Below are 14,427 nucleotides of genomic sequence, written 5' to 3'. Positions count from 1 at the left end.
ACGGAAAATGGCGTCCATTCTGGGATGCTCGAGGATGTGTAAAACCCACTTTGCACACGGGATTACAGAGTTTTTTGCAAACTCGCGGCGATGTATACTCGCAAGAGATGGATCGGCAAAGGGAGCGAGAGGAGAAGAGAAACGGGATGAACACCCAGGAAATTGCTAGCCATTTGCTGCAAAACAGTTGCCGTATGTTTAAAGGGCGTACCTGTCATCCAGAGCCGGAGGCCATCCGGGAAATCGTCCTCTTAACCAGGTCATCCTTGTTGCCAAATTATTTCGAAGTCGAGGCGGATCGCCGTCTTGCTGATAAAATTGAACGGTTGCGCTCAGTGCTTGCGGAGCAGATTCACCGTGCATCGTATCAATCTTGCTTGGGCAGCGGCGGTACCGAGGAAACGCGCAAGTCAGCTTGGGCCAAGGCGGACGCGTTTATCGAACATCTTCCAACTCTACAGGATTTCGTCTACGAAGATGTCGTCGAAACGCTTCATGGTGACCCGGCTGCGTCTGGGCACGACGAGGTCATTTTGACATATCCGGGCATTCTTGCCCTGCTCATCTACCGTGCCGCCAATCTTCTACACCGCTTTGGCGTGCCGTTGCTCCCGCGCATGATGACAGAATACGGGCATCGCACGACCGGTGTCGACTTGCACCCAGGTGCGACCATCGGCCGCGGGATCATGATCGATCACGCGACAGGCATCGTCGTTGGGGAGACGGCGGTCGTCGGGAACCACGTTAAAATTTATCAAGGCGTCACGCTTGGCGCACTGTACTTTCCGAAAGATGAGGGCGGTGAATTGGTTCGCCATATCAAGCGTCATCCGACCGTGGAGGACTATGTGGTGTTGTATGCGAACTCGACCGTGCTCGGCGGTGATACGGTCATTGGTCACCATAGCGTGATCGGCAGCAACGCGTGGGTCACACAATCGGTGATGCCGTATAGCAAGGTCGTGTATGAGACAGAGAGTGTGGTTCGTCCGCGCAATGTAAAATCGTAAGCTTGAAATGTTGAGAGGGAGTTGCTAGCCGCGCTCGTTAGCGAGGCTAGCAACCATCAACATGCCTCAGCCTGTTGGCACACCACGTTTGAATTTGGATTGGAGTGGCTCATAAGGACAGTCGTCTGTATCTAACGTGTTTCGTGTGAGTTCTTCGGCTCTTGCCCGTGCGACTTCTGGTTGCATTACCCATGTTTTGTAGAAATCAAACGGACATGCGGTGACCCCGTGATCGCCATCTCCAGAGAATAGGTAGCCAGTGTATCCACGGTGGAGGAGCTTAAACAGGTGATTTTGAGCTTGCGCGGTGCGACGGAACTCACGAATTTGTGATATCGACAATTCTGCGTATTGAACACCATACTCCTCTGTGCCACATTCACCAAGTGTTCGGCCGTCGAAGCCGATGATGGAGGAGTGGCCGAAGTACGTATACACGCCATCGTAACCGGCGGCGTTGGCGACGGCTACATAACAGTTGTTTGCCCACGCCATGGCCTTAGCCATCATCACCTGCTGTTCCTGCGCAGGGTACATGTATCCTTGCGGACGAACAATGAGTTCCGCACCTTTCATGGCGCAATCGCGCCAAATTTCAGGGTAATTGCCGTCATCACAGATAATGAGGCTAATATGCAACCCTTTCGGACCTTCTGAGACGAAAGTCGCATCACCTGGATACCAGGGCTCAACAGGAGTCCAAGGCATGATTTTTCGATATTTCTGCACGATTTTGCCACCATCGTCCACTAGAATCGCGGTGTTGTAGGGCCATTTGTGCGGATGGGATTCATGTTGCTCACCGGTGATGGAAAACACACCCCAAACTCGATGAGTTCGACACGCTTCGCACAGTACATCCGTTTCCTCGCCGGGGATTTTTGCTGCAGTTTCAAACATTTCTTGTTCATTATACATGATGCCTTGCAGGCTATATTCGGGAAACACCACAAGATCCAATCCAGGGTATCCCTGCTTGAGTCCCGCAATCATGTCGGACAGTTTTCGCGCATTATCCATAACCTCATCACGCGTGTGTAAGCGAGGCATTTTGTAGTTGACCACAGCCACCCCTACCGTGTCACGACTGCTTACAATGTCTCCGTGTCGCATTGTTTTTGTCCTCCTATTTTCGGGTCAATGTGTATGGCTGATTTGCCAAGGGCGCTCTGTATCCGTATGTCGGTGCGTGGATTGCGTTGTAGAAACGCTCAATTTGCGTACTGCGTAGTTTGGTTCTCCATTTTTTTGCAAACTCGCGACAGCATGTTGGGATTGGTGGCTACAGAACCCGATGTACGGAGGGGTGTATAGGCGTGCTGCCATTGTTCCGCAGTGTGGGCAGCGGGTGACGACGGTTGCTTCGCGCATCGGCATCTCACGTTCAAATTCACCACATGTTTTACACCCAAATCGGTAGGTTGGCACGACGAATCATCCTTTCGGACGGATATCGCGATCGAAAATGGCTGTGGGAAGGGCAAGCGTACAACAGGCATTTGGAACATCAACGATGCCGCTGATGCGTCCCTCGACCGGTGCCACGCCAAGAAGCATGTACGCCTGTTCTGCTGTATACCCAAAGTGTTGTAGATATTCAATTGCGTTCAAACAGGCGCGCCGATATGCTACATGAGCATCGAGATAGCGCTGTTCACCCGTCTTTTCCTCAACGGATACCCCTTCGAACACTAAATACTCCGAAAACCTAGGTTCCATAGGACCTGTCTCAAAAACCGGATTATGCACGATCCCGTACTTGGCCATGCCACCCTTGATCAAATCGACGCTCATTTCGATCCAACCGCTCATTTCGATGGCACCGCAAAATGTGATCTCGCCGTCGCCTTGGCAGAAATGGAGATCGCCAACGGAGAGTTTAGCTCCTTTTACAAATACAGGAAAGTAAATGCGACTGCCCTTGGACAAATTTTTAATATCGCAGTTTCCACCGTTTTCGCGAGGGGGGACGGTTCGAGCTGCCTCCTTGGCTATGCGATCAAACTCGTAGCCACGTAGCGTGCCGAGCACGGCACTTTTCGGATCAGGCAAGTTGGCGAGGGATGGAATGCGATGTGGGTCAGTAGCCACGAGTGCTCGTTCGCGCGCGTTCCATCGATCGAGGAGTTCAGCGGATGGGGCTACACCGATTAATCCTGGGTGGATCAGGGAAGGAATGCGCACACCAGGAACATGTCTGCTGACCGCATAAATCCCTTGGAAATCCCAAATGGACTTCGCAGCTTCAGGAAAGTAGTCGACGAGGAAGCCGCCTCCATTTTCACGCGCAAAGATCCCGTTAAATCCCCATTCCGCTCCTGGAAGAGGTCCCATGTCCAATAGATCCACGACGAGTAGATCACCTGGCTCAGCGCCATCGACGTAGATGGGTCCGCTCAACACATGCACACGGGTAAGATCGACATGGAGAATATCAGATGGATCGTCGTTGTTCTGAATCTGGCCGTCGGTCCAGTCTTTCATTTCAATGCGGAAGACCTCGCCGGGGCGAACCTTGAGCACAGCAGGAATGTCTGGATGCCATCGATTGTGGCCAGGAATGTCTTGTTGTTCCATAGGTTTCGTCAAATCAACACGAAATAGAACGTTCGACAATCTACCATACCCCCCTTATGGAATTTGGTGTTGCAGCTCTATTATCTCAATCATCCGCTCAATTGTGTCAATGTAATTTACTTAACATTTAAGAAATTCCCTAAAAGGGAACTATTAATGTTAAGTTGTATTACATAATACCTTGTCAAGGCGCTTTTCACATGTTAGGTTCAATTTGCAGATAATTCAGATGTGTAGGAGGGGTTTTCATGTCTCAACCGCAGCCAGAACGAGGGCATATGATGCCAAGGCGTACGTTCAATCGCTGGGTGCAAAATCCTGTGCTAGAGGACTATGCCCTCCGTTACGCACCAAAGTCATTTCGTCGATGGAGCGAATGGACAGTTATGAACTCGGCTCTTGGCGGGATTGCGTATATGGCTGACTTCGCCATCGGTGGTTCTGTGGCGCTCACCTATGGCTTCGCAAATGCCATCACGTCGATTCTCGTCGTTGCGGCAATCATTTTTCTAACTGGCATTCCGATTGCCTACTATTCAGCTAAGTACAATATCGACATGGACTTACTGACGCGCGGCGCTGGTTTCGGTTATTACGGTTCAACCTTAACCTCGTTGGTGTATGCATCCTTCACGTTTATCTACTTTTCACTCGAAGGCTCGGTGATGGCGCAGGCTTTGCAAGAATTCTTCCACATTCCTTTGGCCATCGGCTACTTAATCTGCTCCTTGATTGTCATACCGCTCGTTATGTTTGGCATGACCGCCTTATCCAAACTGCAGGTCATCACCCAGCCTGTATGGCTGGTGCTCATGCTAGGCCCGTTCATCGCGATCGCGTTCAAAGACCCGTCGGCTTTTTCACACTGGGTGCAATTTGGAGGCGCCTCGGCTTCTGGCAGTCATTTTAGCTCGTTGGAGTTTGGACTTGCGGCAGGCGTTACGCTCTCGCTGATTGCGCAAATTGGCGAGCAGGTGGATTATCTGCGCTTCATGCCTAACCTCAGCACTCAGAACCGCAGCAAATGGTGGTTGGCGGTGATGTTTGCTGGCCCAGGCTGGGTGATACTTGGAGCCATTAAACAACTTGGTGGCTCTTTGTTGGCCTCGTGGATTGCTCCAGCGATGGGAAGCAAGGCGGCTGACGAACCTATTAAGATGTACACGCAGGCCTTCCATACCGTGATTGGCAGCGGATATGCGGCTCTGGCGCTGGCGACGTTTTTCGTTCTGCTCTCGCAGATCAAAATTAATGTGACAAATGCGTATTCCGGATCTCTGTCATGGTCCAACTTCTTTTCGCGGATATTCCATTCACACCCTGGCCGCATTGTCTGGCTTTTTCTGAACGTCGGGATTGCGCTCGGGCTGATGGAGGCGGGCGTATTCGGATTTTTAAATACGGTGCTCGGATTTTATTCCAATCTCGCCGTTGCGTGGATTGGTGCGGTGGTCTCGGATCTCGTGATCAATAAAGGTCTGCTAAAAATCAGTCCTTCGTATATTGAATTTAAGCGGGGGCACTTGTATAACTTTAATCCTGTTGGCTTTGGTTCTATGATTATCGCGGCGGGCGTTTCCATCGCAGCGTTCTTTGGGGCTTTTGGAGCAGTATTGCAGGCCTACTCGCCATTCCTGTCGATCGCACTAGCGTTTGTTTTGGCACCTGTGATTGCCCTCGTGACACGTGGAAAATATTATATTGCACGGGAGAACGCATTTGAAAAATCAGATCGGCATCACGAGATCCACAAACATTCTGAGCTACCCAACGAGATTATTTGTGCATCATGTGAGTTTGAATATGAAAAGGTTGACATGTTGTACTGCCCATTTCACAAGGCGCCTATCTGCTCACTCTGCTGTAGTTTGGAGAGTCAATGCCACGACATGTGTAAAGCGGAGCAGTCTACGCACTGACAGAACCGTCGATGAGGGTTCATGAGCGATGGAAGCGGTGGGACCATGGCGTAAGCCATGGAAAAATCTCCGGCGTTATGTTACATTTGTATCAACCCTTTACCCCTGATTTGGGCCACCTGCTTGTAGGTGTGCCTCTTTTTTTATATTTGGATGGTTCGATGGGAGGAATCGAGGGTGCCACGAGCTGACTTGGGTGCTGTTGACCTGTACTACGAAGTGCATGGAGAAGGGCAACCACTTATTTTAATCATGGGTCTAGGTGGAAACGCCGACTGGTGGGGCGATGGATTTGTCCGTCGCCTTGCTGCCAAGCGTCAAGTCATCGCCTTCGACAATCGCGGCGCGGCCAGGACGGCATTGCGCGGGGACGAGCACTTTACGCTGGCCGAGATGGCAGGGGACGTCGTCGGCCTTATGCGACACTTGGATATCGCGGTTGCCGACGTGTTTGGCGTGTCGATGGGCGGCATGATTGCACAGGAGGTTGCTCTTAACCACCCGGGTCACGTGCGCAAGTTGATTCTTGGCTGCACGACATGCGGGGGAAAGGAGCAGACGCCTCCGACGGCGGAGGCCGCCAGCATGCTGGTTGAACAGGCCGGCGCTGCGCAAGGGCAGATGCAAAACCACCTTCGACTCCTCTTTCCGGATGCGTTTATCGCCGCCAATCTGCCGTTGCTTGAAAACAGCTTCCGCGCGCTCATGCGCCACCCGATGCCGCGGGACAACTACCTCCGGCAACTGCATGCCATAAAGACGTGGCCTGGGACCTACAGTAGGCTGCCATCGATCACGCACGAAACGCTCGTCCTGCACGGCACGGATGATATCTTGATCCCTGTTGAGAACGGACGTACGCTTCATCGTAGGCTCCCGAACTCGACCCTCTGCGAATATTCCGGTGCCGGACATGGCTTTACGCTGCAAGCCGCCAGCGACGTCCTTCGCGATGTCGAATCGTTTCTCGACGCATGAGCCAAGATGTACGTCTCCCTACAGGGGAGCACGGTCGTGTACCAGGACACTTCGTCTATATTGTCGAATGCAGCGATGGAACGCTTTATACCGGTTACGCAAGGGACGTTTTGCGGCGGATTGCGATGCACAACGAGGGCCGCGGCGCGAAGTACACGCGCGGGCGCGGCCCAGTTCGTTTGCTATACGTGGAATCCTATGCCGACCAAGGTGCGGCTTTGCGGCGCGAAAGGGCCATCAAGCGGTTGACACACGCCCAAAAACTCCGGTTAGTGGCCACCTATCAGGACCCCCGGGGCACGGCCTAGTGCCCCGTCAGCGCCCCACGGCAAGCGTCAGCTTCTTGCCGTTGACATCCCATTCCTTCTCGAGATCGGCATCTGCAAGCGGAGTCTTTGCCCATTCGCGGATGAGTACCGTCGACTCGATGCGCGTGCGGTTGCGATCGATCACGCCGAGTAAATCCGCATCCCCGTCGGCGAAAAAGCGCACTTTGTGCGTCACGCCATAGTCCACCTCTTTGCGCATCATCTGCATTTTCGAGATGATCTCGCGGACAAATCCTTCTTCTATAAGTTCTGGCGTCAGTTCCGTGACAAGACCCACAAAACCGCGGTTGTCGACGCTGACCAGCCCCTCAAAATTCGCCTGATAGCGAATTTCTCCGTGTTCTGTCGTCAATGTCTCGCCCTCGAGCTCGACGGCACCGTGTTTGCGGAACGCCTCGATTTGTTCCGCCGTCGCCGTCTTCGCAGCCTGATTTAGTTGTTGCGTCTTCTTGCCAAAACTTTTGCCGACCGCGGCTAGGTGCAGATACAATTCAGGCTTCGCGATTTCATCCAGATCCACAAATCGTATCTCTTTGACGTTCAGCTCGTCCTTGAGAATCTCCGTGAACTTGCCGAGCACCGCTCGTTCGGCATTCGGCACATATATCGCAGACAGCGGTTGGCGCGTCTTCAACTTGCTTTCATTGCGCAGATGACGCCCGGTTTCGACGACACGCAAAACCGTTGCCATTTCGCGAATCAGCGCTTCGTCAACAAGCGTGAGGTCGGGGATCGGGAAGTCGCAAAGGTGCACGCTCTCGGGAACGTCCGTGCGCACGCCGTTCAACCGAACGATATTTTGGTAGATGTCCTCTGCCAAGAACGGCGTCACAGGTGCCGCCAGCATCGCCGTTGTCGCCAGTGCCTCGTACAGCGTCAGATAGGCCGATACCTTGTCGTCATCCATGCCTGGCGCCCAAAAACGATCCCGGTTGCGTCGCACGTACCAGGTTGAAAGCTCATCGACGAACGCTTGCAAGGCGCGAGCAGCCGTTGTCGCATCATAGCGCTCATATGCAGCATCGGCAGTTGCAATGGTCTGGTGCAAACGCGCCAGCAGCCAACGATCCATAAGCGGCCGCTTTGCCACAGGGATCTCCTTAGCCGTACGCGGATCAAACTCGTCGATACCCGCATACAGCGCGTAGAATTGGTGGATGTTCTGCAGCAGATCGATAAACTTCGCCTTGCTCTCCGCGACTGCGCGGTGGTAAAACAGCTGCGAATTCCACGGTTGTGTGTTGGCGACAAAATAGAAGCGCAGCGCGTCCGCACCATGCATGTCGAACGCCTCGAACGGGTCGATCACGTTGCCTTTCGACTTCGACATCTTTTTGCCGTGTTCGTCGAGCACATGGCCAAGCACCAATACATTCTTATAAGGTGCCTTGCCCGTGACGGCCGTCGAGATGGCGAGCAAGCTGTAAAACCAACCGCGCGTCTGGTCGATGGCCTCGCAGACAAAGTCGGCGGGATACAGTTTTTGAAACAGCGCCTGATTCTCGAACGGGTAGTGCAACTGAGCAAACGGCATGGAGCCTGAGTCAAACCAGACGTCGATCACCTCAGGTACGCGAATCATCGTCCCGTTTCCGCACGAACAAGGCCATGTCAACTCGTCGATATACGGCTTATGCAGTTCCTGTGGCAGACGCCCCGCTTTTGCTGCGAGTTCCGCCTTTGAGCCAATGCATTCGAGCCGTGCGCACGCCTCACAGCGCCAAATCGGCAAGGGGGTTCCCCAGTAGCGGCTGCGCGACAAGTTCCAGTCGATCACGTTTTCCAAGAAGTTGCCCATGCGCCCGTCGCGAACGTGCGGCGGAATCCAATTGACCGATTGCGAGTTGCGGATCAAGTCGTCCTTAAACTCTGTCGTACGAATGAACCAGGAGTCGATGGCGTAGTAGATAAGCGGCGTGTCACACCGCCAGCAGTGCGGATAGGCGTGCTCATGTTTGTGTTTCTCATAGAGTAGGCCGCGGTGCGCCAGCGACTTGACGAGATCGACGTTCAGTTCTTCGTCTTTGACGAAACGGCCCACGTAATCCGCGACGTCAGACGTGTAGCAACCGGTCTCGTCGACAAAGTTGATAAAAATGAGCCCAGCGCGCTGACACGCTTTGTAGTCGTCTTCACCGTGGGCCGGGGCCATGTGGACAATGCCCGTGCCGCTGTCGTCCGTGACGTGATCGGAGGCGATGACGATGTGCTTTTTGCCGTCCTGAACGACGTATGGGAAAACCGGCTCATAGGCCGTGCCAACTAGGTCGCGACCTGCCTTTTTGTCGATCACATTGTCGCCTTCGGCGAGGAAGTTTTCCTCTAAGCCTTCTGCAACCCAGACGTTTTCGCCGAGTTCTGCCTTATGAATTAATACGTACGTCAAGTCGTCGTGAACAGCGAGCGCGACGTTACTCGGCAAGGTCCACGGCGTCGTCGTCCACGCGAGCAGGTATGTCGGACGTCCTTCCACATCGCCGTCCTTGACGCGGAACTTGGCAGTGACGGACAAGTCTTTGACATCCGCATAGCCTTGTGCCACCTCGTGACTCGACAGCGTCGTTTCACAGTGCGGGCAGTACGGGCTCACGCGGTGACCTTGCACCAACAGACCTTTGTCGAAGATCGTCCTGAGCAAGTGCCATACGGATTCGATGTAATCGTCGGTGAGTGTCATATACGGGTGATCGAGATCCGTCCAATAGCCTAAGCGTTCCGTTAATTGGCGCCAGGTCATCTCGTACTTAAAGACACTGTCACGGCATGCCTGTACAAACTTCTCGACTCCGAATTCCTGGATCTGCTTTTTGCCGCTAATGTGGAACTTCTTTTCGATCTCGATTTCCACTGGCAGCCCGTGCGTGTCCCAGCCCGCTTTGCGCATCACGTGGAAGCCCTTCATCGTCCGATAACGGGGATATAAATCCTTGAATACGCGCGTCAACACATGGCCAGGGTGGGGCAGGCCGTTTGCCGTCGGCGGACCTTCGTAGAACACCCATTCCGGGCACCCTTCGCGAATCTGCTCGCTTGCGTGAAAAACGTCGCGATCGCGCCAAAACGACAGAACGCGTTCCTCGCGCGCCTTTGCCGGCTCTTTGGCATCGACTTTGCGGATCGACATGTTCATTTCCACTCCTTCGTTGTCCATCAAAAAACACTCGTCCGCGAAGGGACGAGTGTTTGCTCGCTGTACCACCCAACTTAGCGATTCGGCCTTATGATTCGAGCCGACCGCTCCATCCGTCGAATGTGTCCGCAATCGCGACGCATATGCGCACGACGAGGATCAACATTCGGCCCTCGATAACGGGAGGGAGCCGATGCTGCCTACTAGGCCCGGCCTGGCGCCTTGGCGGGTTCAGCAGATGCCTTAGAGGGGATATTCGCGGCGCAGTCGTGCACGGGCTCACACCATCTCCCGATTCGCTTGAGCACGCTCGTGTCGCCGCTACTGGGCCTCATCATGGGCGGTAGCAGTTTTCTGCATTGACGTATAGTATACTGACTGACATCGCTTATTGTAAATTTCTTTGCTCAAATGTCCAGTGTCGGCATCTCGATGGTTGGATATGCATCGTGACGCGTCTTCGCCGAGACGCTACAATGGATGGGGAGAGGAGAGACACCTCATGCCGATCTTCACCAGTAGAGCATGCCAGGAAATTGCACGGTTTCAGCGCGAGGAATTATTTTCGGGTGAATTCATTCGCATCGCCCGTGCCTATCAGTGCGGGGGGCCAAGGTTTCAATTGACGGTCGACGACGTGATGACCGGCCTGGATCGCATCGTGCCAATCTCACAAGCGGCTATCGAGCCGTCGTTGGCAGAGTCCGACGAGTGCGTCACCGTGGTGATCGATGAGGTGTGTTTGCATTTGCTTGAAGGCGTCACAGTCGATTTTCTGGAGACGGGCTTCACGTTTGCCGATGCGCCTTCGGCGGTCTGTTGACGGTCGACCGCCTTACATAAGAACGGACAGTCGGACAAGCCTATAGAACCAAGCCTATAGAATGAACTGGAAATGGGGCGTATAGGAGTGGCGAAGGCAGTTGTCATTTTGAGTGGCGGGCTTGACAGCACCACCTGCATGGGGATTGCCCAGCACGCTGGGTATGAATTGTTTCCCATCACGTTTGACTACGGGCAGCGCCATCGGATAGAACTTGAGTGTGCGAAAAAGGTCGCGGCCCATTATGGAGTTCGCGATCATCGCATCGTGTCGCTCGACTTTTTGCGGCAAATCGGCGGCAGTGCATTGACCGATGATGCTATCGATGTGCCGACGTCTGGCGTTTCGCGCGATATTCCTGTGACGTATGTACCTGGACGCAATCTTTTGTTTTTGTCCATTGCGGCATCCTATGCGGAAGTCATTGAGGCGACGGCAATTTACATTGGCGTCAACGCGTTAGATTATAGTGGATATCCGGATTGTCGGCCGGAGTTCATCGAAGGTGTACAGCACGTCCTGCGCATTGGCACAAAGGCAGGCGTGGAGGGGCGGTCAATGCAAATCGAAACGCCACTCTTACATTGGTCGAAAGCCGAAATTATTCGCAATGGCTTAGCCCTAAACGTTCCGTATGAGCTTACCACATCGTGTTATCAAGGCGGCGAGGAGGCCTGCGGTGAGTGCGACAGCTGTCGGCTGCGCTTAAAAGGTTTCGCCGAGGCTGGTGCACGCGATCCGATCCCATACCGCGTGTCTGTGGGCTGACGTTGCCGTCCATAAGGCAGAAATCGTGAACTTGTGGCGGCTGGTTCAAGCTTGAAATGCTTGAATCAGCCGCCAGGTTTTTTCCAATTGCTTGCGCTTCTCGGCATCGGCCGTTACAAGTGTCTGCAAAAAAGGCATGGCGTCGGGGTGCATGCGCACAAAAAGGATGAGTCTAGCCTCTTCACGGGTTAGAGCGAGCTGTGTGACGCCCAGCCCGTCAGCAGCGGTGTCCGTTTGACTTGGCTGGCTGTGCGCGTTAAATGGACTTGTATTTGTGACAGGTCCATTTGGTGCGGCTTGGCCCAAGGAATTAGCGGTTGGTTGGTCGATGGGAGCGTCAGGCCTGAGCATCGCAATCGGGGCTTCCAACGCCGCCGCCAACTCGGCTAATGTAGCATCGTCCGGTTGTCGCCGATTCGTTTCGTACATTGCGATAGCGCTCGTCGAAATGTTGGCCCGTTCCGCGAGCTTGGCTTGAGTCAATCCACGCTGTTTGCGCAATTGTGCAAGCCGTTCACCTAATGTGCCAACAGGTGTTTCATCTTTCATATGCCCTTGTGTTCCTCCTCCAGTTCCGTATTGACCATGTGATAGGCTGTTGCTGTCAACCGTTGTAACATGGCCTCGCGTGCCGGTGTAGGAATGTCTGCATCTGCCATTGCGCTTGCCATACAGCGCAACCATGCCTGTGCATGGCGCGTCGTGATCGGAAATGGCAGGTGGCGAGCGCGAAGCATCGGCTGACCGCGGCGCTCTGTGTAGAGCCGGGGGCCGCCAAATAACTGTGTCAAAAACCAAAATTGCCGCTCTTTCACTTCATCAAAGGTCGGGGGAAACAACGGGCGCAGCAGGGTATCGGCAGCTACTTTGTCGTAGAACGATTCTACCAGTTTGCGCATCGTCGCCTCCCCACCGATGGCTTCATATACGGTCAAGGCACTCATTTGTTCACGTCCTTTCCACGATGACAGTATAACCAAACGGACATAGCAAGTCTTGTACGACCTTGATGAAGACCAAACGGTGAGAATGGGATTTGGCCGATGGATTCGCACGAATTATAATGCTTGGGGGAGGGAGTTCGGTGAATCCGTATGACCATGCGCATGCCTTAGCCAGGGCGATTCGTGAATGGGAACCTTTTCAGCGAGCACTCGACGCAATACGCGCCTTGGACCAGGAGCCAGCGGCAAAAGACATGTTGGTCGATTATCTTCGCCGGCAATGGAGAATGGAAGCTAAACAGCTCCGCGGGGAAGCACTGACGGACGAAGAAAGATCGACGATGCAAAAGCTTGCGGAAGTCGTGCAATTAAACCCCAGTGTTCAAAAGTATTTGCAGGCGGATCGAGAACTGCACACATTGATGATGGACGTACACACCATTTTGTCGACGACATTGGCCGACGTGCACGTCGTATCGGCAGCCGAGATATTTGAAGAAATGGGGCGTGACAAATGAAGATTACATATCATGGGCAATCGTGCTTTGTCATCGAGAGCGGCGAGCATCGACTGATTATTGACCCGTTTCTCAGCGGTAACGAGAAGGCTGTCATCAAGCCTGAGGACGTTAAGGTTTCATACGTTGTCTTGACGCATGGCCATGCCGATCACGTCCTTGACGCGGAAGCTATCGCTCGCAACAACGATGCGACGATTATCGCGGCCAATGAGTTGGCGGTGTACTATGCACGCAAAGGGTTGAAGATTCACCCACTGGGCATCGGCGGCAAGGCTGATTTTCCGTTTGGGCGTGTCAAGGTTACATTGGCATTCCACGGATCCGGGGTCGAGACGGAGCAAGGTCTGGTGTATGTGGGCCCGCCGGTCGGTTATTTGCTGACCATTGAAGGAAAGACGATTTATCATGCTGGCGATACGGGTTTGTTCGGTGATATGAAAATTCTTGGTGAACTGAACCAGATCGATCTCGCTTTGCTTCCGATTGGCGACAATTTTACGATGGGGCCAGAGGACGCTTTGATTGCAAGCGAGTGGTTGCGGGCAAAAACGGTCATTCCCATGCACTACAATACGTTCCCACTCATCGCTCAGGATGGTGCGCAATTTGTGCAGGACCTTAAGACGCGCGGAATTCAAGGTGTCGAATTGAAAATTGGCGAAACGTACGAGCTGTAACCAAGGGTAGCAATAGAAACGGGCGAGCCGCGCGGCCCGCCCGCGCTTTTTAGTGCGCCTTATCGGCCATTTTGACCATCACACTGGCAATCGCGTTGCGCTCCTGCTCGTTTGCGCTGTCCCACATCTCTTTAAGCAAGCGCTGTTCGTCATTTTTCGGATCAACTTTATCCGCCAAGAATTCACCCATCTTTTTCGCTACGTTCGAGATCTGCTCGTCGCTAAATCCCATCGCTTGTGCCTTGTCGACGTGTTCCCCCAGAAACTCGCGCCACTTGTCGAAGCTGTCGAGTACGCTCATGCGTTCTCCTCCTCCACATAAGTGATTTCGGACTCAATGTTCCCCATGCGGCAGATGGTCATACTTCATCGGAAACATACATATACGTGGACAAGGTGGAAAAAAGGAGTTGGTTGTGGTGCGAAGGAAAGTCGGGGTTCCACGCCAAATTCGGCGCCAATCCATCATCTACACGTGCGCCGCAATAGCACTTGGCGCTTACGGCATTCCGCGGCTGCCGCGGATGTCGCACGGCATAGCGGGTACATTTACTGCAGCGTGGATGCTGGTCTTAGCCTTGTCGATCTGCGCCAATCTGTATTTTGTCTTGGGGGCGGACAAGGAGCGCAAGCGGCTTCTCGAAGAGCAGCAGTATCGCACGGAAGCGGAGGCGCCGTTCTCACATGTGCGCGCACGTGCGCGTGGGTGAGCACCTCCGCTGCCCACGAAGCTCGCCTATTCGCGTTT

Annotated in this window: 16 protein-coding genes; 9 read left to right on the top strand and 7 right to left on the bottom strand. The window is 53.7% G+C overall.

Annotated features, from left to right (window positions below):
* Positions 1-146 precede the first annotated feature (146 nt).
* Positions 147-1,013: a serine O-acetyltransferase gene (locus BLU70_RS01590; RefSeq protein WP_040289639.1), complete on the top strand. Its 867-nt coding sequence runs from the start codon at positions 147-149 to the stop codon at positions 1,011-1,013.
* A gap of 66 nt (positions 1,014-1,079) precedes the next feature.
* Here the strand turns inward: BLU70_RS01590 and BLU70_RS01585 are convergent, their stop codons facing one another.
* From BLU70_RS01585 to fmdA, 3 genes are read right to left on the bottom strand one after another with little or no spacing between them, the layout of a single operon-like run.
* Positions 1,080-2,126 (bottom strand): aliphatic amidase, encoded by a 1,047-nt coding sequence (locus BLU70_RS01585; RefSeq protein WP_074691401.1) that lies wholly within the window; start codon positions 2,124-2,126, stop codon positions 1,080-1,082.
* Between the two features lie 24 nt (positions 2,127-2,150).
* The gene (locus BLU70_RS14935; RefSeq protein ID WP_074691399.1) at positions 2,151-2,441 is read right to left on the bottom strand and encodes an FmdB family zinc ribbon protein; all 291 of its coding nucleotides are present in this window, start codon (positions 2,439-2,441) and stop codon (positions 2,151-2,153) included.
* A gap of 6 nt (positions 2,442-2,447) precedes the next feature.
* Positions 2,448-3,629 (bottom strand): formamidase, encoded by a 1,182-nt coding sequence (gene fmdA, locus BLU70_RS01575; RefSeq protein WP_074691398.1) that lies wholly within the window; start codon positions 3,627-3,629, stop codon positions 2,448-2,450.
* 209 nt (positions 3,630-3,838) lie between these two features.
* Here fmdA and BLU70_RS01570 point away from each other — a divergent pair, with 209 nt between their 5' ends.
* From BLU70_RS01570 to BLU70_RS01560, 3 genes are all read left to right on the top strand, one after another.
* Complete coding sequence (locus tag BLU70_RS01570; RefSeq protein ID WP_074691397.1) at positions 3,839-5,509, top strand: purine-cytosine permease family protein; 1,671 nt, start codon at positions 3,839-3,841, stop codon at positions 5,507-5,509.
* A gap of 177 nt (positions 5,510-5,686) precedes the next feature.
* Positions 5,687-6,487, top strand: a complete 801-nt coding sequence (locus BLU70_RS01565) for an alpha/beta fold hydrolase (protein WP_074691396.1) — start codon at positions 5,687-5,689, stop codon at positions 6,485-6,487.
* On the top strand, positions 6,484-6,795 hold the full coding sequence (locus tag BLU70_RS01560; RefSeq protein ID WP_074691395.1) for a GIY-YIG nuclease family protein: 312 nt from the start codon (positions 6,484-6,486) through the stop codon (positions 6,793-6,795). Before BLU70_RS01565 ends, BLU70_RS01560 begins: the two co-directional genes overlap by 4 nt.
* Positions 6,796-6,802: 7 nt before the next feature.
* On the opposite strand, the gene ileS is transcribed toward BLU70_RS01560, so the two are convergent.
* On the bottom strand, positions 6,803-9,946 hold the full coding sequence (gene ileS, locus BLU70_RS01555; RefSeq protein ID WP_074691624.1) for an isoleucine--tRNA ligase: 3,144 nt from the start codon (positions 9,944-9,946) through the stop codon (positions 6,803-6,805).
* 502 nt (positions 9,947-10,448) lie between these two features.
* On the opposite strand from ileS, the gene BLU70_RS01550 reads away from it, so the two are divergent.
* The gene (locus BLU70_RS01550) at positions 10,449-10,769 is read left to right on the top strand and encodes an iron-sulfur cluster assembly accessory protein (RefSeq protein ID WP_040289643.1); all 321 of its coding nucleotides are present in this window, start codon (positions 10,449-10,451) and stop codon (positions 10,767-10,769) included.
* 87 nt (positions 10,770-10,856) lie between these two features.
* Entirely contained in the window at positions 10,857-11,537 is a 681-nt protein-coding gene (gene queC / locus BLU70_RS01545; protein ID WP_081503948.1) for a 7-cyano-7-deazaguanine synthase QueC, read from the top strand.
* Positions 11,538-11,582: 45 nt separating this feature from the next.
* Here queC and BLU70_RS01540 read toward each other — a convergent pair whose 3' ends face one another.
* Together BLU70_RS01540 and BLU70_RS01535 are read right to left on the bottom strand one after the other, a co-directional pair.
* A complete protein-coding gene (locus BLU70_RS01540) occupies positions 11,583-12,086 on the bottom strand; it encodes a helix-turn-helix domain-containing protein (RefSeq protein WP_074691393.1) in 504 nt (167 codons plus the stop codon).
* Positions 12,083-12,481 carry a globin domain-containing protein gene (locus BLU70_RS01535; RefSeq protein ID WP_074691391.1) on the bottom strand — a complete coding sequence of 133 codons (399 nt, stop codon included), beginning with the start codon at positions 12,479-12,481 and terminating at the stop codon, positions 12,083-12,085. The genes BLU70_RS01540 and BLU70_RS01535 overlap by 4 nt, the downstream gene beginning before the upstream one ends.
* 140 nt (positions 12,482-12,621) lie before the next feature.
* Here BLU70_RS01535 and BLU70_RS01530 point away from each other — a divergent pair, with 140 nt between their 5' ends.
* Both BLU70_RS01530 and BLU70_RS01525 read left to right on the top strand, forming a co-directional pair.
* Positions 12,622-12,999 carry a YlbF/YmcA family competence regulator gene (locus BLU70_RS01530; protein WP_074691389.1) on the top strand — a complete coding sequence of 126 codons (378 nt, stop codon included), beginning with the start codon at positions 12,622-12,624 and terminating at the stop codon, positions 12,997-12,999.
* Positions 12,996-13,679 (top strand): metal-dependent hydrolase, encoded by a 684-nt coding sequence (locus BLU70_RS01525; protein ID WP_006447228.1) that lies wholly within the window; start codon positions 12,996-12,998, stop codon positions 13,677-13,679. The genes BLU70_RS01530 and BLU70_RS01525 overlap by 4 nt, the downstream gene beginning before the upstream one ends.
* A 49-nt stretch (positions 13,680-13,728) precedes the next feature.
* Here the strand turns inward: BLU70_RS01525 and BLU70_RS01520 are convergent, their stop codons facing one another.
* Complete coding sequence (locus BLU70_RS01520) at positions 13,729-13,980, bottom strand: DUF3243 domain-containing protein (protein ID WP_006447229.1); 252 nt, start codon at positions 13,978-13,980, stop codon at positions 13,729-13,731.
* 118 nt (positions 13,981-14,098) lie between these two features.
* On the opposite strand from BLU70_RS01520, the gene BLU70_RS01515 reads away from it, so the two are divergent.
* On the top strand, positions 14,099-14,389 hold the full coding sequence (locus tag BLU70_RS01515) for a hypothetical protein (RefSeq protein ID WP_040289724.1): 291 nt from the start codon (positions 14,099-14,101) through the stop codon (positions 14,387-14,389).
* Positions 14,390-14,427: the final 38 nt, after the last annotated feature.

The sequence above is a fragment of the Alicyclobacillus hesperidum genome (assembly GCF_900107035.1).
Classification (GTDB): Bacteria; Bacillota; Bacilli; order Alicyclobacillales; family Alicyclobacillaceae; genus Alicyclobacillus; species Alicyclobacillus hesperidum.
This window is presented reverse-complemented; position numbering and strand designations above follow the sequence as displayed.

Coding starts and splice junctions, on each gene's coding strand:
- BLU70_RS01590 (WP_040289639.1), top strand. CDS start 147: ATGAACACCCAGGAAATTGCTAGCCATTTGCTGCAAAACAGTTGCCGT.
- BLU70_RS01585 (WP_074691401.1), bottom strand. CDS start 2,126: ATGCGACACGGAGACATTGTAAGCAGTCGTGACACGGTAGGGGTGGCT.
- BLU70_RS01570 (WP_074691397.1), top strand. CDS start 3,839: ATGTCTCAACCGCAGCCAGAACGAGGGCATATGATGCCAAGGCGTACG.
- BLU70_RS01560 (WP_074691395.1), top strand. CDS start 6,484: ATGAGCCAAGATGTACGTCTCCCTACAGGGGAGCACGGTCGTGTACCA.
- ileS (WP_074691624.1), bottom strand. CDS start 9,946: ATGAACATGTCGATCCGCAAAGTCGATGCCAAAGAGCCGGCAAAGGCG.
- BLU70_RS01550 (WP_040289643.1), top strand. CDS start 10,449: ATGCCGATCTTCACCAGTAGAGCATGCCAGGAAATTGCACGGTTTCAG.
- BLU70_RS01540 (WP_074691393.1), bottom strand. CDS start 12,086: ATGAAAGATGAAACACCTGTTGGCACATTAGGTGAACGGCTTGCACAA.
- BLU70_RS01535 (WP_074691391.1), bottom strand. CDS start 12,481: ATGAGTGCCTTGACCGTATATGAAGCCATCGGTGGGGAGGCGACGATG.
- BLU70_RS01525 (WP_006447228.1), top strand. CDS start 12,996: ATGAAGATTACATATCATGGGCAATCGTGCTTTGTCATCGAGAGCGGC.
- BLU70_RS01520 (WP_006447229.1), bottom strand. CDS start 13,980: ATGAGCGTACTCGACAGCTTCGACAAGTGGCGCGAGTTTCTGGGGGAA.